Source organism: Micromonospora lupini str. Lupac 08, assembly GCF_000297395.2.
GTDB classification, from domain to species: Bacteria; Actinomycetota; Actinomycetes; order Mycobacteriales; family Micromonosporaceae; genus Micromonospora; species Micromonospora lupini.
In genome coordinates, this window is record NZ_HF570108.1 from 1,168,586 (window position 1) to 1,188,202 (window position 19,617).

A 19,617-nucleotide genomic window follows, 5' to 3' on the forward strand; every position below is an offset into this window, starting at 1 on the left:
CGGTGCAGCGTAGGTACAGCGCAGATACAGCGAGTAGTCATACCGGGAAGCCGAGCGCCTGGCCAGGGTAGACGCATGGCCCGGGGCGGGTGCTGGCTCCGGAGCTGCGCCGACCCTCAACAGTGCAGCCCCGCACCCGCCCGCCCCGGCGCCACTCCATCCGTCGACGTCTCGGAGCCGCCATGACCACCCCTGAACAACCCACGACACCGGCCGACCTGGTCGCCCGCTGGCTGCGCCTGGTGGCGGCGGACGCGGAGCTGTCGCCGTACCTCATCGGGGTTGATCTGGGCCGGCTCGCCGCGCACCTGGTGACCATGCTCGACGAGAACGCAACCCAATGGTGCGGTCTGGGGCTGTCGGAGGCGCAGCATCGGCGGGTCGTCGACTACCTGGAGGCCGTCCTGAGGGCGGCCGAGCTGCCGGACGGCCGGATTGCCCAGGTCAAGCGGGCGTTCGAGATGGCCGCATGAGCCTCGCCGCCGCCTGGGCGTCGGTCGACGACCGGGCGGCCGCCGACTTCTGGTGCACCCTGGAGGACCGCCGTCCCAGGCTGCTGCCGCAGCGCGAGGCGTCGCTGTTCTTCGCCGCGCTTGGCGGTCTCGTGGCCGGCGATGACGACCGGGCGGGCCACGCGGCGCTGCTGATGGTGCTCGGCCGCGCGTACCGCCGCTACGACCTGCTCCCACACGCCACCACCATCGGCGACGCGCTGCTCGCCACCCTGGCCCGGCACGCACCGCATCCCCTGTGGACGACCGTCGGGGAGCGAGCCGTGGACTACGCCACGCACGCCGTCCGTCGCGCCGCCGCCGGCGTCGGCGGCGGCCCGGCCTGGTGGCCCGCCCAGGTGATCGGCCACGAACGGCCGTCGCCGGGCATCGCCATCCTGACGGTACGTCCCTGGCGGCGGCTGCCCCACCACCCCGGCCAGGCCATCCCCGTCTGCACACCACGACTGCCCGGCCGCTGGCGCTGGCTCTCCCCGGCCAACCTCCCACGCGCCGACGGCACCGTCGAGCTGCACGTCCGCGCCGTACCCGCCGGCGCCGTCTCCCACCGCCTGGTCCATGAGGTACGCCCCGGAGAGCTGCTCTGGCTCGGCCCACCCGGCAACACCGGTCTACGCCTCGACCCGACGCGTACCGGCGATCTGCTGCTCGTCGCCGGTGGCACCGGCCTGGCGCCGCTGCGCGCCCTGGTCGAACAGGTCGCCGCCGCACCGGGCGGCCGGCAGGTCACCCTGGTCGTCGGCGTCCGCGCCTTTGTCGACCTGTACGACGCGATAGCGCTCGACAAGCTGCAATGCGCCCACGACTGGCTGACGATCGTGCCGGCGTTCTCCGACGACCCCTGCGCCGAGCCCGCAGAGCAAGGCGACGCCCTCACCATCGCCCTCGACCACCACCGCCCCGACCAGCACATCTACCTGTGTGGCCCGCCCGCGATGCTGGCCGCCGCGCGACGACGGCTGTTCGCCCTCGACGTCCCCGCCGTCCGCATCCACCTGCCCGAGAGCTTCACCCGCTGACGGCCGTCTACCGCAGTCGACACACCCTCACCGGCCCGCTCAGCCCCGACCGGATCACCACCCTCGACCTGCCCCGCACCCGACTCGGACGCCGTGGCTACGAACCCGAGCACGTCAACGCGCTGCTCCACCGCCTCGCCCACGAGTTGCACGAACAGGGCCGCCAACTCGGCCTCGCCCCGGCCGAGAACCACCGCATCAAGAACGCCCTGCGCACCTGGCAGACCCACCAGACGAGACTTCGGTACGACAGGACACACCCGCCGGATTTACCAGGACATCCGGATGCGTGACCTGCTGGATGGGGTCAGGCGACAGTGGCTGAGCCTTGCTTAGTACGACGTCGACTTCTACACGACCGTCGAATCGACCGGCGGCCCCATCCTGAAGAGCGAGCGGATCCAGACCTAGGCCGTGTTTCGTAAGTGGGCGTGGGCCGGGTGAGGTCACGGCGTGGCGGTGATCGATAACTGAAGAGGTCTCCGGTAAGTGGGTTAGCGACCAAGCAAACCTGAATACCGGAGACCTCGTGGCCAGCCTAGCGGCGGCGGCGCGGCATGACCTGAGCGACATCCAGTGGCAGCACCTGCACCCGTTGCTGCCTGCGGAATCGTCGCGGGGAAGACCGTGCAAGTGGACCAGACGACAGATCATCGACGGCATACGGTGGCGGGTACGCACCGGTGCACCCTGGCGCGACGTGCCCGCGAACTACGCCCCATGGCAAACGCTGTATCGATGGTTCCGCCGCTGGCAACGTGACGGCACCTGGGCCCGCATCCTGGCCGGGCTCCAAGCCGCCGCCGACGCGGCCGGGCGCATCGACTGGAGCGTCAGCGTCGACTCCACGATCAGCCGCGCCCATCAACACGCCGCCGGTGCCCGTCGTGACGGCGATCGGCAGAAAGAACCACCCGGCGGGATCCATGCCGAGCCTGCCGATCACGCGCTGGGCCGGTCGCGGGGCGGGTGGACCACCAAGACTCATCTTGCCTGTGAACAGGGCCGCAAGGTCCTGGCCACCGTCGTCACGGCCGGACATCGCGGTGACAGCCCGCAATTCACCACGGTCCTCGACCGTATCCGCGTCACCCGGTCCGGGCCCGGTAGGCCCCGGACCCGCCCGCAGCAGATCTTGGCGGACCGGGCCTACACGTCCAAGGCCAACCGCGCATACCTGCGCCGACGCGGAATCAAGGCCTGCATCCCGAGCAAGAGCGACCAAGACGCCCACCGCCTCGCGAAAGGCTCCCGCGGCGGCCGGCCACCCGCCTTCAGTCCTGAAACCTACCGCCGACGCCACGCAGTCGAGTGCGGCATCAACCAGCTCAAGCAACACCGCGCCATGGCCACCCGCTACGACAAGCTGGCCGTCCGCTACGAAGCCACCCTGACCATCGCCGCCATCAACCAGTACCTCCGAGCTTTATGAAACACGGGCTAGCGGCTGGGCAGATTCGTTGTGGGCAAAGCGTGGTGGGTGATTGCCGGGTGGGTGCTCGCGGCAGCCGCCATCATCCTCACCACACCATCGCTGAGCGCCATCACCTCCGCCGATCAGGAAAGCTTCCTGCCCCGCTCGTACGAGTCCGTGCAGGCCACCGAGCTCGGGCAGAAGGCGTTTCCGCAGCAGGCCACAGCGACGGCGATCATCGTGGTCAAGCGCGCCGACGGACAGAAGCTCACGCCGGCGGACGAGGCGAGAGTGGGCCAGCTCGCCCAGTCGCTCAAGGCCAAGAACATCCCCCACACGACCGGCTACCTGACCAGTCCGCCAGCTGTGGCGCCGGACAAAGTCGGTGCAGGCGGTCAACGTCGGGCTCGACGCCCCGGCCCCAGACGACCCGGCGTTGCTCGACGTCGTACGCGATCTGCGCGCGGACATCGGCCCGGAGCTGGCGAACAGTGGGCTGACCGCGGGCGTGGCCGGCGACGTGGCGAGCTTCGTCGACAACGAGGACACCTTCAACGATGCCTTCGCCGTGGTCGGCGTCGCGACGATCATCCTGATCATCGGACTAATCCTGATCATCTTCCGCAGCCCCATCGCCGCGCTGCTGCCCGTGGTGGTCGTCGGCGTCGTTCTGAGCATCACGACGGGTCTCGTCGCCGCCGCGGGCAAGGCATTCGATCTCAGTGTCAGTCAGGATCTGCAGACGATCCTGCTGATCGTGTTGTTCGGCATCGGCACCGACTACATCTTTTTCCTGCTCTTCCGCCCGCCGCTTCGAGTAACCGCATGAAGCGCTGGCCTAGATGCCTTGGACGGCACGGCGAGGCTTACACCGACGGGCTGGTGCCAGTACTGTTCCCGCATCGCTGAGTAGGGGAGTGCGTGCATGAAGGCGGATACTGTCCAGCTTGTTCATATCTTCGGCACTGACCGGCGCCACGTGGTTCCCGTCTTCCAGCGCCCCTACGTCTGGGACGAGGAGCGCAACTGGGCACCGCTCTGGTCGGACGTCCGGGCGGCGGCCGAGGAGGTTGAGACGGAGATGAGCGGGGTCCCCGACGCGTACACCGCGACACCGCGCACCCACTTCCTCGGGGCGATCGTGCTGGAGCGGATGCCTCCGGCGCCCGGCCGGATCCTCGCGATGAACGTGATCGACGGGCAGCAGCGCCTAACGACCCTCCAGGTCCTGCTCGCCGCCTGCTGGGTCGCCGCGCGGGAGCACGGTGCCGAGAACGCCGAGGGGCTGCTGAAGCTGCTGCTCAACAACACCGAGCAGCTGATCCACAAGCAGCACCCGTACGAGCGTTACAAGGTCTGGCCGTCGCTGCCGGACCGCGACGCGTTCAAGGCGCTCTTCGCCGCGAAGCTTCCTGCGGAGCGGCCCGGGGAACACCGGCTGATCGCAGCGCGCCGGTACTTCGACGACGAGCTGCGTGCCTGGCTTGCCGAAACAACCGAACCCGTCGAGCGGGCCGATGCGCTGGTCATCGCCCTTCGGGAGCGCCTGGGTCTGGTGGAGATCCAGTTGGAGGGGCACGACGACGCCCAGGTCATCTTCGAGACGCTGAACGACCGGGGCACCCGCCTGCGCGCCTCCGACCTGGTGAAGAACACCCTGTTCCGGCTGGCCGAGCAGCAGGGCGAGGACGTGACTGACCTGCACCAGAAGTATTGGGTGCCGCTCGAAGCCGCGCGGTGGGGTGAGGAGGTCACCACGGGCCGGTTCAGGCGAGCCCGCATCGACCTGCTGCTCTCCTACTGGCTGTCAATCCGGACTGGGCTGGAAGTTCCCGTGGAGCAGCTGTTCGCCGACTTCCGCCGGTGGCTGGGGGAGAAGAAGGCGTCCGCTGCAGAGGTCCTGGCCGACCTGGCCCACCACGGCCATGCCATGCAGCGCATGGAGAGCCTGCCCGGCTCAGACCCGACCGGCCGTCTCCTGCAGGTGCTCGACCTGCTCAGCACCACCACGCCGGTGCCGATCCTGCTGCACCTGCAGGCGAAGGACGGCATCAGCGCCAAGCAACGTGCCATCGCCGCCGGCGCCATCGAATCCTTCATCGTCCGGCGGTTCGTCTGCGGCCTGACGACCAAGGACTACAACCGGCTGTTTCTTTCGGTGCTGCAGAACCTCCGCAAGGTCGACGACACCGTCGCCGGTGAGCAGCTGCGGGACCAGCTCGCCGGGCAGACCGCCGACTCGCGCTACTGGCCGGAGGACGGCGAGTTCGCGACGGGTCTGCTTCAGCGGAACCTGTACAGGCTGCTGCGCGGTCCCCGGCTGCGTGTCCTTCTCGGCGGCTTGGAAGCCCAGCTGCGAGGTGAAAAGTCGGAGATGGGCTTTAGCCCGGCTCAGGCGGCCAAGCTCAGTGTCGAGCACCTGCTCCCGCAGCAGTGGGAGCAGCACTACCCGCTTCCCACCGAGGTGCCCGCCGAGAAGGCCAGGGAGCGACGGGACGAAGTCATTCACATGCTCGGCAACCTGACCCTAACTACCACCAAGCTCAACTCGTCGATCAGCAATGGGCCTTGGTCCGCCAAGCGGGTGGCACTGACCAATCACGCGGTGTTGCTGCTGACCGCCGCCAGTGTCCTGCAAGCATCTCCGGGCGTGCCAGACGGAAAGATCCCCAACTGGTCCGGAGGGTGGACCGAGGACCACGTCTGGATGCGGAGCCTGGTGCTCGCCAACCTCGCCAACACGGCTTGGCCACGGCCAAGCTGACGCGCAGGTAGCTCAGTCGAGTTCGGGCGGTCGTCGCTCAGGCGGCGATCGCCCGAGCGGCCGAGTACATGTCGGCCGGGAGCGGGTGGCTCAGTTGCCACTCGATCTGCGTCGGTCGCCGGTGTGCGACCGGTAGGTCATGGGCCCGGCGTATAGATATGCCGGCACGCCCAGCGCGCCGCCGGCGATCTTGGTCTCCCGGACGAACAGATGCACCGTCGACCTGCGCTCAACGTGGTGGATGTAGCGCTGGCCGGTCATCGACGTTGACGAAGTGGTGCTCTGCGACTCCCAGTGGAACAGGCTGTCGGTGATGGCCCGGTCGGTGTACATCGTCGTGGGGGAGTAGTGTTTCGCGGACTTGACCAGGGTGACGAAGAAGAGGTCCGCCTTCTCGTCGGCTAGCCACTTCACCCCCTCGCGTAGCGATCCCGGCTTCGTCATCCCGAAGGCCGCGCACGCCTCGTTGCGGCTGTAGCGCGCGTGCACCCGCAGCGGCACCCGCCCCGACTCCGGCGCCACCGACACCCGGTGGATCCGATCCCGCAGCACCTCGGCGACCTGGCGCAGCTCCGCGCAGCGCGCCGGCTCCGCCCAGAGCCGCTTCAGCCGGGCGTCGCGCTCGGTCAGCGGCACCGGCGGCCCACAGACACTGAAGTGCAGCATGTCCAGCAGCGGGCCGCCGCCGGGGTGTTCGCTGCCCGCGACCCGAGCGAGGAGGTCCAGGCGGTCGACGTCATCGATGTGCAGCATCCACACGATGGCCCGGGCGAGCTCGCGGTCGTCCGGGCCGGCGGCCGAGCTGTCGATGCCCACGAGACGGCGCAGCCCGCGCCACCCGCCGATGCTCGCCGACCGGTAGACGTCCTCAATCTTTAGGCCGGTCTCGCGCAGGAACTCGGCCAGGCTCACATCGCCGAGCTGCCGCAGCTCCGCCACCAGGCCGTTCTTCGACGTCGGCAGGGTCGACTTCAGGTTGGCGAGCACGACCTCCTTCGCCACCCGGTCCAGCTCGATGTGGCAGCCACTCGGCAGCGACGGGAAGTCATCCCGGACGGCCGCCTCGACGGCCCGACGGCTGTCGCCTGTCAGCGCCTGCCAGCGCAGGTCGAACCGGAAGTTGGCGTTTTGGCCGCCGATGAAGTCGAGCACGGTCAGGCAGGACTTGTCGTCGTCCAGGCGCAGACCACGACCGAGCTGCTGCAGGAAGATCGTGGCGCTCTCTGTGGGGCGCAGCCTGAGGATCGTGTCGACCATCGGCAGGTCGACGCCCTCGTTGAACAGGTCGACGGTGAAGAGCACCCGCAGCTCACGCTTGCGGAAGGCGGTCAGCAACGCCTGCCGCCCGGCGGCGTCGACCCGCGAGGTCACCGCCGCCGACGGTACGCCGTGCTTGGTGAACCAGTCCGCCATGAACTCGGCGTGCCCGATGCTCACGCAGAACCCGAGCGCCCGCAACGGTGAACAGCGACACCCCCGTCAACTGGTTCTCGATCGACATCGCCGGCAACGTGGAGAGCAACTACAAGCCGGACGGTCAGGGCACGAACTACAACAAGCAGCGGGTGGGCGTCCAATAACCCAATTCACCGCTTGAACACTGGTGGCCGCCGACCATGGGTCGGCGGCCATCAGCCTGTGAGAGGCTGGCCCCCTGCCGACTGGGGCCGACGTCGGGGTCCGGCGTCGGTCGTTGCGGTGCGGCCCGCGCCCGTTGGTACGTCCGCCCCCAGGCGTCCTCTCGGGCCTTCCGACCCCGCCGGTATCCGCTCGACTGCCGGGCCGAGGACGTCCCCCTGGCGCCGCTGGCGCTCCACCTGCCTCGAGTGGCATGTCGACGGGTGTTCTGGTCGTTGGTCGCGCTGCGGATGAGCGCCGGCCGTGGCCGAGCGCCTTGTCCCCGACGAGGCGACGGCGCAACGCGGCGTATGTCCGCTCTGCTCGCGCCAGGTGCACCCGCTCGATGACAATTGTTGCTGCGGGCAATATTGCCTGTGCAGGTTCTTGACAGGGTTTGAGCGGGCCGACGGGGCCGCCCGATCGGGTGAATGCTTGGGGTCCCGCTGGCTGGCGTGCCGCAGGTAGTGTTTCGGACACCGCCGGTGGGGAGGTGGGAGTGCCGCATCACGTGTGCTGACGCCGGACCAGACTCGTCACCGGGGCCAGTCCCACCCGCAGAACCAAAGGTGCCGCATGCTTTCCCGCTCCCCGTCCGCCACGGAATCGCCGGCGCTGATCCTCGACCGCGCCACCTCCCTGGTCGACTATCTGATGGCCGTGCGGGCCCAGATGGAGAAGCCGGCCCGGACGGTGCCGCAGGCGGACGCGTTCTGGCAGCACGACCTGCCGGCTCACCCCGACTGCCAGGTGGGCGTCTCCTCTGACGGCAGCAGCTGGTTGCGGGTCGGTCTGCCGCCCGCGCCGAAGCAGCTGCGGGCACCCGCCGAGTTCGGCCCGTATCTCGCCGGGCCGCTGTCGTACGAGAGCGAACCGCGGCTGGCCGGCGACGAGGAGACGGTTGAGCGCCTCCGTACCCGGTTCGAGCAGTGGCGGGAGCGGGAGTGGCGGCCCTGGGCCGAGCAGGCCCGACGTACCGAGGCGGTCCGCAGGCTGCACCGGAGCCTGTTCGACCTGAAGCACCGCATCGACATGAACGCCGCCACCCACGAGCTGGTGTGGGGGCACGGTGTCCTGCGCACGGACGTGGTCGGGAACCGGGTGCAGTACCCGCTCGTCGTGACCCCGGTCGCCATCGAGTTCGACGCCGACCGGTCGACGATCCGGGTGGTGCCGCAGGGCGCCGGCCGGCTCCAGACCGACCCGCTGACCGGCCTCGACGAGCGGTACCTCAGCCAGCTGCTCGCGCTCGCCGGCTCCGGCGGGCAGCTCGACCTCGACGTCTGGGACGACTTCGCCCGCCAGGAGTTCCTCGAGCGGGCCCTGCGCCGCCTCGGGCTCGATCCGACCGTCCGGGCCGACGACGCACCCGCTCCGGTCGGCCCGTACGTCCACGACACCGGCGTGCTCTTCGTCCGGCCCCGGCAGCGGATGTTGCGCCGCTTCCTCGAGGAACTCCGCGCCCGCCTGCTCAGCGGCGATACCGCGAGCATCGGTGCGCTGGCCGCCATCCTCGCCCATGAGCCGAGCCGCCTGGAAATGCCGCACGACCAGCCGGCACGGTGGGCGCCGCTGGGGGAGCGGCTGCTCATGCCGCTGCCCACCAACGAGGCGCAGGAGTCCATCGCCCGGCGGCTCGCCCAGCACCGCAACGTGGCCGTTCAGGGTCCGCCCGGCACCGGCAAGACCCACACCATCCGCAACCTGATCTGCCACCTGATGGCGCACGGAAAGCGGGTGCTCGTGGTCGCGCAGAAGGAGGATCCGCTGCGGGTCCTGCGGGACGGCCTGCCCGAGGAGATCCAGTCGCTCTGCCTGGCGGTGCTCGGCCGCTCCACCGACCAGCTCGTCCAGCTCCAGCTCGCCGCCCGGGAACTCTCCGACCGGGGCGCCACCCTCGACAAGCGCAGCGAGCAGCAGCGGGTGGATCGGCTGCGCCGCCAGCTCGAGGAGGCCGAACGGGACCTCAGCCAGGCGCTCGGGGCGCTGCGCACCCTGGCGGAGAACGAGTCCGCGCAGTACGAGATCGACGGCATCCGGCTGTCGCCGAGCGACGTCGGCAGCTGGCTGCGGGACCGGGCCGACCGGTACGGCGACATCCCCGACGAGATCCCACCGGACCTCGACGCGCCGCTCACCGTCGAGGAGTTCACCGACCTGCTCGACATCGCCCGTCGTACCGCCCGTCAGGACCGCACGCAGGCGCTGCGGCACCTGCCGACGGTGGCCGCGCTGCCGACCGCCTCGGCCGTTCTCGCGGCACGGCGGGAACTCGCCGCCACCCGTGCTGAGCTGGACCGCCTCGCCGCCGCGGGTGTGGTGCTGCCGGAGGTACGGGCGTTCGGCCGGCCCGCCCTCGACGAGCTCGCCGGGCACCTGCGGGAGGCGCTCACCCTGCTGACCGCCCGGGAGGGTGCCTGGACGGACACCCTCGCCAAACTCCTGCAGGCTGACCCGAACTGGCGGGCCATGTGGGAGGACCACGTCGCCGCCTGCCAGCGGGCGCTCGCTGAACTCGCCACGGCAACCCGGGTCGTCGCTGGCCGCCGGGTGACCGTCGCCGACCCGCATCTCGCCGAACCGCGCCGGCTGCTGGCACAGCTCGGCGACCTACGCCAGCGCTTCGCCGCCGGCAAGGGCGTCAACAAGTTCTTCCAGGGCACCCTCGCCAAGCTCGCCGCGGACTGCCGCATCGACGGTGAGGTCCTGCGCACCGCCGACGACGTCGAAATCGTCGTCGCGTACGTCAACCGTCTCCGGTTGCGGCAGGAACTTGCCACCCGGTGGACCGAGTGGCGGAACCTGCTCAACCTGCCGCAGGAACCCGGCGACCAGCCCGAACTCTGGGCCGGTCGACTGCTCAGCGACGCGGCGACCGCCCTGGACTGGGACCGCCGCCGCTGGCCCGCCCTGCACGCGACCGTCAGCCGACTGGTGCCCCGGGTCGAGCCGGCGGTCGACGTACGCCGGCTGACCGCGCTCACCGACCTGGTCGCCCGGTGCGCGACCGTCTTCACCCACGACCGGCTCGTCGCCGAGGAGCGCGAGCTGGGCGCCCTGCTCCAGGCCGGCATGTCCACCAGCGACGCCAGCGAACTGTGGCGGCTGCTCGACCAGAGCCGACAGCAGGACGACCTGCCTGGCTGGGACGGCATCCTCGACGAGGTACGCCGCCTGGCCGGCCTGCGCCCCGACGCGCAACGGTTCACCCAGCTCGCCGACCGGCTCCGCCCGGCCGCCCCCGCCTGGACCGCCGAGATCGACGCCGGCACCGCGTCCGCCCTCGCCGGCAGCGGCGGCGACTGCCTGCACCGCTGGCAGTGGCGCCGCGCCCAGACCTGGTTCGACACCGTCGTGGGCAGCCTCGACCCGGTCTCGCTCGGGCGCCGGGTCGAGCAGACCCGGGACCGCATCCGGCGACTCACCCAGGAACTCGTCGTCGCCTCCTCCTGGCTGGAGGTCTCCAAGGCCCTCGACGACCGCAGGCGGGCCGCGCTCGCCGACTGGACCACCGCCCTGAGGAAGATCGGAAAGGGTACGGGCAAGAACGCCGCCCAATGGCAGGCGCACGCCCAGCGGGCCATGAGCGCCGCCGTCGACGCCGTACCGGTCTGGGTCATGTCCGTCGACCGGGCCATCGAGCAGTTCGCCGGCGGGGCGCACTTCGACGTGGTCATCGTCGACGAGGCCTCTCAGGCGGACATGTTCTCGCTGCCCGTGCTGAGCCTCGCCGAGCGCGCCGTCGTGGTTGGCGACGACCAGCAGATCGGACCGCAGCTGTCATTCGTCGGCACGGTGACCGGCCTGATCAACTCGCACCTGGTCGACGTGCCGTCCGCCGAGCACTTCGACCCGGAGAGCAGCCTGTACGACCACGCCGTCCGTCGCTCCCCGGAGCGCATCCTGCTGACCGAGCACTTCCGGTCCGTGCCGGCGATCATCGGCTTCTCCAGTGAGACGTACTACGGCGGGGAGATCGAGCCGCTGCGCACCGACCGGCCCGCCGGCATCGGCGACCCGGTCAACGCCGTGCATGTGCCCGACGGCATCCGCCAAGGCCTCATCGGCTACGGCGATGTCAACGTCCCCGAGGCTGAAGCCCTCGTCGCACGGGTCGCGGCGATCGTCGCCGACCCGGCCTACGGGGGACGCAGCATCGGGGTGGTCAGCCTGCTCAGCACCAGCGGACAGGCCCTCTACCTGCTCACCCGCCTCCGCGAGGAGGTCGGCGAGGAGGAGATGGAACGGCGTCGGCTGCGCGTCGGCGACTCGTACACCTTCCAGGGCGACGAGCGGGACGTCGTCCTCGTGTCGATGGTCGTCGAGCCGCATCACGGCCCGGTCTCCGCCTTCACCAAGCGCGACCACCACCGGCGGGTCAACGTCGCCGCCTCCCGCGCCCGGGACCAGCTGTGGGTGTTCCACTCAGTGCAGCCGGCCGACCTGCGCGAGGACGACGCCCGCGGGCTGCTGCTCACCTACTGCCAGAACGTCAGCCCCGTCGACGAGGCGTACGACGACCTGGAGAAGCGCTGTGACAGCGACTTCGAACGCGAAGTGCTGCGCCGTATCCTGCGTCGCGGGTACCGGCCGCTGCCGCAGTTCCGCATCGGCGGGTACCGGATCGACTTCGTCCTGCCGGCGCCCGACGGCCGGCGGCTGGCCATCGAGTGCGACGGCGACGCCTACCACGGGCCGGAGCAGTGGGAGAGCGACATGCGCCGGCAGGCGGTGCTGGAGCGGGTCGGCAACTGCGTCTTCGTGCGGATCCGGGGGAGTGTGTTCAGCCGGGACCCGGAGGCGGCAATGGAGCCGCTCTGGCAGCGGATCGACGAGCTGGGTATCGTCGTTCCGCCTAACCCGCCGGCGCCGCCGACTCCACCCCATCGGCCTGGCCCGGGGGGCGGCACGCTCGTCCGAGCGCGGTCCGCACTGCCCGGTCCGCGCATCGGCCCGGCAGCACCCTCGTGGTCGTCCGCACCGGTGCCGCCCGAAGCGGCCTTGAGGGCCGCTCAGGGCAGCACTGCCGTAGCCGTGGCAGGCAGGATCTCGCCGGTGCGGGACGTTCCGCTCGTGGCAGAACCGGCCGAATTCTCTGCACGCCCGGCAGCGGTGGGGATTCTCCGCGACCAGCTACCGTCCACACCGTCGCCCACGTTGGTCCATGCGCCGTCCGAGACGGAGACGGTGGGCGGAGGACCTACCCCGCAAGCAGTGGCTGCACCTGACTCGTCATCCGACTCGGAGACGCTCCCGACCGCCGAAGCATCCGCCAATCCTCCGGTCGAGGCCGCCGTCCTCGAACTGCCCTGCTCTCGCGTGGTGAAGGCGGAGATGCCGGCCAACGACGTGGTGGCGGAGCCTCCACCGCTGAGCGGGGGACCGATGGTGGTCACGCCCTCGCCGCAGCGGGTCACCGCAACGAAGGCAGCGCCACTCGTCACGGACCCGTTGGTGGACGAGCTGCGCACGATGCTCGACCGGCGTGGTGCACGAGCGGCGCAGTCGGTCGTAGCCGACTTCGTTGCCCGGCACCGGTTGACCAACCGGCAGGTCGATGCGCTGGTGGTCGCGCTGCTCCGAAAGCCCTCGCACGCGGCACCGCAGGAGGATCCGCCTGCTACGACGGGCCCGTCCATCGACGGTTCAACGGCGGATGGTGCAGAGGGCAGTTCCGAGCCGGCGGAACTCTCGGAGGCCCAGGCCGACGCATCGGACGTCGAGGCGGCACAGGCCGAGAGCGATGGCCCGGCGGACGACGACCTCGCATGGATGTTCGGAGGTGACTCGCAGGGCTTAGCAGCGAGAGCGGTCGATGACGTCGTAAGTCAGACGTTCGACGACCTCCTAGGTGACTGGGTACGTAGCGGTCAGCTGAGCCGTGCCGACGTCGCCTTGCTGGCCACGAAGCGGAAGTTGTCGTCGGCGCAGCACGGCGAATTGCTGAGCCTGCTGGAGGACGCGGGCGTCGAGCTTCCACGGTCGACGGACGTTCGACCGAAGCAGGCTGCGCCCAAGGGGTACGAACATGACGGTGACTCCGTCGGCCAGTACCTGCGGGCAATTAGCCGTCTCCCCCTCATCGGCGCGTCGCGCGAGGTCGAACTGTGGTCGCTGATATCTCAAGGCGTCGCTGCTCGGAAGGAGTTGGAGGCTGGAGGTAAAGAGCTGGCGCCGAGCGCCCGCTTGAGTCTCGAACGCCGCGTAGCGGACGGAAGGCGCGCACATGCAGAGCTGGTTTGCGCCAACTTGCGATTGGTGGTCTCGATCGCCAAGCAGCGCCACTACGACCGCAGCGGCGTCGAGTTCGCTGACCGGATCCAGGACGGCAACATCGGCCTGATGCGGGCCGCCGACAAGTTCGACGGATCGATGGGCAACAAGTTTTCGACGTACGCGACCTGGTGGATCAGGCAGAGCATCGATCGGGGCGTCGCAGACCGAGGAAGAACGATCCGCATCCCGGTTCACCTGCACGAAAAGGCGCGGAAGGTTCGCAGGGCGGTCTCGAGACTGACGTGGAAGCTCGACCGTGAGCCCACCTTGGCGGAGATCTCCGAAGAGACGGGCGTTGAGCCCGGATCTGTTCAGGCGATCCTCGATCTCGATCGCCCGCTGGTCAGCATCGACATGCTGCTCGGAGAGGAGGGCGACCTACGCCTGTCGGACATCCTGCTCGACGACGACAACCGCGATGGGCGGACAGATCCTGCCGAGGTCGTCATCCACGCCATGTTCAGTACCGATGTCGCCCGCGCTTTGGCCGCGCTTCTGCCGGACCGGGCTGTCCGCATCCTCGAACGCAGGTTTGGTTTCGGAACTGGCGAGGAGGAGACGTTGGACGCCATCGGTGCCCACTTCAACGTCACCCGTGAACGCATCAGGCAGATCCAAGGAAAGTCGTTGGCGACGCTGCGGGAGAGCGAGGAGGCCGTGGCGTTGCGGTCGTACCTGGTCGACGATTCGAAGGCCGGCGAGTTCGGCGTTCCCGTGAGGAGGAAGGCGTCATGAGCGGCGTGGGGGACCAGTCTCTGGAGCAGGCCTGCGAGGCGTTCGTCGACTGGCTCGACCGGCGGGTGGTGGCGGCGGGCCGTGGCGACGGTTTGAGCCGTCTCGAGGTGGCACCCTCCGGCACGTTCTGGCTGGGCCGTCTCGCCTGCGAGGACGAGGTGCGCAAGGACGCCCCCGACGATCGGTCGGAGCGTCTGGACCCATGCGCGATCGCCATCCGGCTCCGCCCTGCGGCGGCGCCACCCTGGTCGATGACGGTGATCGTCCGGGCGCGAGCGTGGGTGAAGGATCCGAAGGACGGGCCGGACCCCGACCGGCGCTGGTGGCGGACGGACCTCGTCGAGGAGGTCGTGTCGGTCCTGGTCTCCGGCGAGGGCGAAACGTTCGGCGGCAAGCAACTCCGGGATGCATTCGCCGCGGTGGGTGCCCCCGGTCTCTCCGCCGAGGTGCGGGTGGACGTGGAGGACTGGCATCGGCAGACCGAAGTCGTGGTGCAGCTGGTCAACACGAGCCCGGAGAAGGCGCCCGGCCTGACCGACTCCCACCTGTACGAGACGCAGCTCGAAGTCTCTGGCCTTCCTACCGTGCCGTTCGAGCTGGAGGCGCTACCGGACAGCTTCCGATACGACCGGAAGGTGCCGGCCTACGGAGTGAACGTCGGCGTCGAGGTAGTGGCACCAGGCGTGTTCCGCACGTCGGACACCGTGGGCGTGCAGACCTACCGTCCCGACTACTGGAGTGGCGCAGCTCCGCAGCCGGATCTATCGTTCACGAGGCTCGCATCCGACCCGCTCCCTCAGCTCCAAGCCTTGGTCGATGCGCTCGACGCGTACGACCACATCCATTGGTCTTCGACAGCTCTCGATGCTCGGCAAGTCGCCGAGGGCTGGACGTTGACCATGCGAGCCAAGGCCGACGAGTCTGCCGAGCAGGTGTTCGAGGAACTGAATAGGCTCCGGGCCGGTCTCACGCTGCTAGGGGACCGACCTGAGATCCTCCGCTCCTTCCGGCTGATGAACAAGGCGATCGCCCGTAGCGCCGAGGGGCGCGGGTATACCACCTGGCGGCCGTTCCAGGTCGGCTTCCTGCTCTCGGCCATCCGCTTCCTCGCCGAGCCGGAGGACGAGGCGAGGTACGTCGACACGGTCTGGTTCGCGACCGGTGGCGGCAAGACGGAGACCTACCTGGGGTTGCTCCTGACGGCGGCGTTCTTCGACCGCCTCACCGGCAAAGCCCTGGGAGTGACGGCCTGGTCGCGCTTCCCGCTGCGGTTACTGAGCCTCCAGCAGACCCAGCGGTTCGCCGACGCTCTGGCCGGCGCGGAGATGGTGCGCCAGGAGGAGGGCGTCAAGGGCGCACCCTTCAGTCTCGGGTTCCTCGTCGGTCGCGCGGGAACGCCCAACAAGATCGTGCCGAAGACCGAGACCGACGAGATCACCCCGGACAGCCCAGGCATGCCGGACAAGTACCGCGTGCTGTTGCACTGTCCCTTCTGTCGGGACGAGAACCTCCAGATGCGCTTCGACCGCCAGCGGTGGAAGCTCGACCACCGCTGCACGAACCGGAGCTGCCCCTGGAAGGGGCAGGCCCTGCCGATGTACGTCGTTGACCAGGAAGTGTTCAGGTTCCTGCCGACGGTGGTGGTCGGCACCCTCGACAAGGCCGCATCGATCGGTCTGCAGCAGGCGATGCGCGGCCTCGTGGGGGCGCCACAGAAGCTCTGCCCAGTGGAATGGCACGGCTTCACGTACGCGGAGCGGTCCAAGAGCCCCAACGGCTGTCTGGTGCCGGACTGCCAGGGCGGCAAGGCCCTCAGGCCGCTGCCCATGGACGCCAAGCGGTTCGGCCCGTCACTGCGGCTGCAGGACGAGTTGCACCTGCTCCGGGACAGTCTCGGCGCGGTCGATTCCCACTACGAGAGCCTGCTCGATCATCTCCAGTTCGAGCTGTGTGGCACTCGGGCGAAGATCGTGGCGAGCAGCGCGACGTTGACCGGATACGAACACCAGACCAAGGTCCTCTACCAGCGGGAGGGGCGGGTCTTTCCGCAGCCGGGCCCGCGAGCGGGTGAATCGTTCTGGACGACCCCGACGGAGAAGCCGTTGCGGCGGTTCGTCGCCGTCGCGCCCCGTGGCGTCACGTTGGAGCACGTCAGCGACCGGACGCTCGACGCCTTGCAGCGCTGCGTCCGCCAGCTCAAGGACGACCCTGCGACCGTGTGTGCCGAAGCCGGCATCGACCGGAAGTACGTGGACACGCTGGTCAGCCTCTACGGCACCGACGTGGTCTACGGCTCGACGCTCTACGACGTGGAAGCTGCCGGGCGAAGTCTTGGCAGCAACAACACGGTCGAGGGCATCAACGTCGAGCAGCTCACCGGGCAGACCGAGTTCGACGACGTCCGGGCCATCCTGGACCGGTTGGAGAAGCCGGAGGAGGACTTCGCCGAGCGGATCCACGTGGTGGCCGCCAGTTCGATGCTCTCGCACGGTGTCGACGTAGACCGGCTGAACACCATGGTGATGCTGGGCCTGCCGCTGACGACTGCCGAGTTCATCCAGACCACGGCGCGGGTCGGTCGTAGGCATCCTGGCCTGGTCTACGTCCTGCACAAGATCGGCCGGGAACGCGATGCGCAGACGTTCCGGCAGTTCACGCAGTACGTGCGGCAGGGCGACCGCTTCGTCGACGCCATTCCGATCACGCGTCGCAGTCGCCGGGTCCTGGACCTCACCGTGGCTGGCGTCGTGGGCGCACGGACGTTGATGATCCGCGAGCCGGCCAGCAAGCAGCGGCTCAGCACGCCGGCGAAGCTGCGCCAGTACGCGCGTGATTCCGGGATGACGCCCGCGGCCGAGGCAGCCGCAGTGGCCAAGGTCCTGGGCCTCGACGGGGCGGAGGACTCCCTGCATCGCGAACAGATCGCCGATTGGCTGCAGGCTTGGTTCGCCGATCTCGAAGACCCTGCCACCAAGGCCACGTTCGTCAGCGAACTGGGCCCCCGATCACCGATGACGAGCCTCCGAGACGTCGAGGCCAGCGCTCCCATCCACGACTGACAGGCGGACGACATGACGGTCCTCGGATCCCGCAGCGGCAGCCAGATCCTGCGTACCTTCCTCCCCGACCAGACGGTCGACCTCCGCGGCGACATCTACCGGGTCGCGGAGTGGTCCGCGCCCAGTCCCATCCTGGTCGACACCGATCTCGTACGACGCCACCTGCTTCATGAGGTCAGCGCGTGGTCGAAGGAATTCGACAGCGGCGTTGTCGACGACCTGATGCGGAAAGCTCCTGTCGAAGTGGTCGAGCTCGACGAGCGACGCGGCGTCACCGTCGAGCGGTATCCGCAGGTGTGGCTCTGCCGGACGTGCAAGCGCATCGGAAAGTCCATCGACCGGCCGTGCAAGTGCGGCCAGCGCAACAAGTGGGGCCAGCTGCACTTCGTCGGCGTCCACGAGTGTGGCGCAATCGCCGAGCCATACATCAAGAGGTGTCCGACGCACGACGACGTCAAGGTCGTGATTCCCAAGAGTGCCAAGGCTGCCGACATCACGTTCGTCTGCCCAGTTTGTAGTGCACAGACCATGCAAGGGCTCGGCTTCAACAAGCCCTGCGCATGCGGGAATGGCAAACTCCGCTGGAACGTGCACAAGGCCCGCATGGTCTACACGCCGCGGGGCATGGTGTTGATCAATCCACCGCGACCCGAGCACCGGGAGGGGCTCAAGCTCGCCGGTGGTGCTCGCAAGGCGTTGGTCTGGGTGGTCGATGGGTTGGCGGTGGCCCGGCCTGCCGACGTGGTTTCACCGCCGACCCTCGAAGAACTGATCGAGCAACTCATGCGTACCGGTCTTCCTCGGGAGATCGCGGAGGTTGCCGCGAAGAGCGCTGCCGATCAGGGGGGACTTGCGAAGGCCGGCGACCACCCGATCGACGGGCTCTCGGGCGAACGGCGCGAGGAAGCAGAGCGGGAAGCGGTCGACATCGCCATGGCGCTTGCGGAGAGTCGCACGCCGACGACGGCACCGCGCAGTGCGACGCCCGGTGACGCCCTGGACGTGCGTTACCGAGACCGCTACCCGGCGGCGCTCGACCGGGCCGGGATCGACGGCCTGGACCTCGTCGACCGGTTCCCGGTGCTGAACGCGATGTACGGCTACACGCGGGGCGAGGACGACCCGTCGAAGTGTCGGCTGGTGCCCTTCCGCCGGAAGAAGGGCGGCTATCGGCTCTACGGCAACCTCGCCGAGACGGAGGCCTTCCTGGTCCGCCTGGACCCGGTACGGGTCGCCACCTGGCTGGTGGGGAGAGGGCACCGGTTGCCGGGATGGACCTCCGGAGACGGGGCGGTTGCGGCGCGAGTCGCGATCCTGCAGGAGGTGCAGGTGCCGTCCAAGCGTGACGACCCGTCGGTCGAGTCCGCCGGCACCGACCTGCTCAAGCTGGTGCACACCTACGCCCACAGGTTCATTCGGCAGGCCGCCGTCTTCTCGGGGATCGAGCGGGACGCGTTGAGCGAGTATTTGGTACCCGGTCACCTGGGCTTCTTCGTCTACGCCGCCGCTCGTGGTGACTTCGTGCTTGGCGGCATGCAGGCGGTGTTCGAGTCGAACCTGGACGAGTTGCTCGACGCGTTCGTCGACGCAGAGCACCGCTGTCCACTGGATCCTGGGTGTGCCCGTGGCAGTGGCGCGTGCAGCGCTTGCGTCCATCTGGGGGAGCCGTCATGCCGGTTCTTCAACCGTTTCCTGGATCGAAAGGTGCTCTTTGGGACCAACGGATACCTGCGTACGCCGGTCAGGGCGTAGCAGGAGGCACCCGGCGCCGCCATTCGGCCTCCACTCGGTCGGCGGCGGCGTCGGTGGCCTCGTGCTCCCAGACGTGCAGCGCCAGCCAGCCCAGCTCGGCTAGGGCAAGGTCCTTGGCGCGGTCGCGGGCCACGTTGCGGTCGAGCTTTTGCTGCCACCAGTCCCGGTTGTTGCGAGGCAGGGTGCCGTGCTCGGGGCAGCGGTGCCAGAAGCAGCCGTCGACGAAGACCGCCACCTTCGCCCGGGTGAAGGCCAGGTCGGGGCGTCCGGGCAGGCCGGGATGGTTCACCCGGAAGCGAAGGCCGCGGCGGTGAAGCTCACGACGCAGCGACAGCTCGGGCTTCGTGGAGGCACGAGGCATTCGCCGGAACCGGGCGGAGGTCGCGGCGTCCAGAGGCCTTGGCAAGGTGGACTTTCGGTCCATCTCTCCAACCTATCCGGGGACATCATGAAAGATCATTCATAGTTA

General features: G+C 69.2%; 9 protein-coding genes and 2 pseudogenes. 9 read left to right on the forward strand and 2 right to left on the reverse strand.

Going from position 1 to position 19,617, the window contains the following annotated elements; genetic code table 11:
- Nucleotides 1-182 precede the first annotated feature (182 nt).
- The 6 genes and pseudogenes from MILUP08_RS06705 (at nt 183) to MILUP08_RS06725 (ending at nt 5,709) form a co-directional block, all read left to right on the forward strand.
- A complete protein-coding gene (locus MILUP08_RS06705; protein WP_007455970.1) occupies nt 183-473 on the forward strand; it encodes a hypothetical protein in 291 nt (96 codons plus the stop codon).
- On the forward strand, nt 470-1,531 hold the full coding sequence (locus MILUP08_RS06710) for an FAD-binding oxidoreductase (RefSeq protein ID WP_007455971.1): 1,062 nt from the start codon (nt 470-472) through the stop codon (nt 1,529-1,531). Before MILUP08_RS06705 ends, MILUP08_RS06710 begins: the two co-directional genes overlap by 4 nt.
- Nucleotides 1,532-2,060: 529 nt before the next feature.
- Nucleotides 2,061-2,963 carry an IS5 family transposase gene (locus MILUP08_RS06715; RefSeq protein ID WP_007455974.1) on the forward strand — a complete coding sequence of 301 codons (903 nt, stop codon included), beginning with the start codon at nt 2,061-2,063 and terminating at the stop codon, nt 2,961-2,963.
- A 159-nt stretch (nt 2,964-3,122) separates the two neighbouring features.
- Nucleotides 3,123-3,209: pseudogene (locus tag MILUP08_RS37255) on the forward strand (hypothetical protein); the annotation flags it as partial.
- A gap of 121 nt (nt 3,210-3,330) precedes the next feature.
- Entirely contained in the window at nt 3,331-3,774 is a 444-nt protein-coding gene (locus MILUP08_RS36560; protein ID WP_007455976.1) for an MMPL family transporter, read from the forward strand.
- 96 nt (nt 3,775-3,870) lie between these two features.
- The gene (locus tag MILUP08_RS06725; RefSeq protein WP_007455977.1) at nt 3,871-5,709 is read left to right on the forward strand and encodes a DUF262 domain-containing protein; all 1,839 of its coding nucleotides are present in this window, start codon (nt 3,871-3,873) and stop codon (nt 5,707-5,709) included.
- A 37-nt stretch (nt 5,710-5,746) separates the two neighbouring features.
- On the opposite strand, the pseudogene MILUP08_RS06730 reads toward MILUP08_RS06725, so the two are convergent.
- A pseudogene (locus MILUP08_RS06730) lies at nt 5,747-7,167 on the reverse strand (DUF3427 domain-containing protein); the annotation flags it as partial.
- A gap of 735 nt (nt 7,168-7,902) precedes the next feature.
- Here MILUP08_RS06730 and MILUP08_RS37260 point away from each other — a divergent pair.
- The 3 genes from MILUP08_RS37260 to MILUP08_RS06745 are packed head-to-tail and all read left to right on the forward strand — an operon-like array spanning nt 7,903 to nt 19,148.
- Complete coding sequence (locus tag MILUP08_RS37260) at nt 7,903-14,337, forward strand: sigma-70 family RNA polymerase sigma factor (protein WP_007455981.1); 6,435 nt, start codon at nt 7,903-7,905, stop codon at nt 14,335-14,337.
- Nucleotides 14,334-17,396, forward strand: a complete 3,063-nt coding sequence (locus tag MILUP08_RS06740; protein WP_007455983.1) for a helicase-related protein — start codon at nt 14,334-14,336, stop codon at nt 17,394-17,396. The genes MILUP08_RS37260 and MILUP08_RS06740 overlap by 4 nt, the downstream gene beginning before the upstream one ends.
- 12 nt (nt 17,397-17,408) lie before the next feature.
- Entirely contained in the window at nt 17,409-19,148 is a 1,740-nt protein-coding gene (locus MILUP08_RS06745; RefSeq protein WP_007455985.1) for a hypothetical protein, read from the forward strand.
- Here the strand turns inward: MILUP08_RS06745 and MILUP08_RS06750 are convergent.
- A complete protein-coding gene (locus tag MILUP08_RS06750) occupies nt 19,138-19,572 on the reverse strand; it encodes a very short patch repair endonuclease (protein ID WP_007455987.1) in 435 nt (144 codons plus the stop codon). The two genes, MILUP08_RS06745 and MILUP08_RS06750, sit on opposite strands and share 11 nt — an antisense overlap.
- Nucleotides 19,573-19,617 lie beyond the last annotated feature (45 nt).